1 protein-coding gene is annotated in these 456 nt (G+C 63.8%); it reads right to left on the bottom strand.

Going from position 1 to position 456, the window contains the following annotated elements:
* Positions 1–313: M81 family metallopeptidase (locus GSQ89_RS25980; protein WP_174254931.1), on the bottom strand; the 313-nt coding region annotated here is incomplete at its 3' end.
* Between the last annotated feature and the right edge of the window lie 143 nt (positions 314–456).

The raw sequence follows: 456 nt of genomic DNA, 5'->3' as shown, positions 1-456 counted from the left end.
CCCGCCCCGCCCCGGCCAGATCGGCCCCCCACCGCCGCATCAGCCGATCGAAAAACGCTTGCTCCACCGGCCCATTAGGTTCGGCCATCGCCAGCAGGCTGGGCACCGGCGCCCAAGGCCCGGTCTCGTCCATGACGGCCAGAAATCCCGGCAACTCCCCCAGCATTCGAGGCGCCGTCGACCGCGCCTCCGCAATCATCTCCGCCCCACCGATCAGGGTGCGCGTGCGAAAATCCTCCTCCGTCGCCACCGGCGCGAACCGGTTGCACTCAATGGAAAACCCCAGGACGGCGATACGAGGAGCGTTGGTCATGGCCGCTTCCCCCGCGTGTCATAAACAATTGCCGGACAGCGATAATTCGTCATGGCCGGGCGTGTCCCACGGCTGTCTGGCACGATTTTTGAGTCCTGAACGCAATATTTCGCTGTACAAGCCGCACGGTATTGATTCTACTC

Origin of the sequence: Acidisphaera sp. S103, from assembly GCF_009765975.1 — a bacterium.
Lineage (GTDB): Bacteria > Pseudomonadota > Alphaproteobacteria > Acetobacterales > Acetobacteraceae > Rhodopila.
The sequence above is the reverse complement of the archived record's forward strand: the minus strand, read 5'-3'. Positions and strand labels throughout refer to the sequence as shown.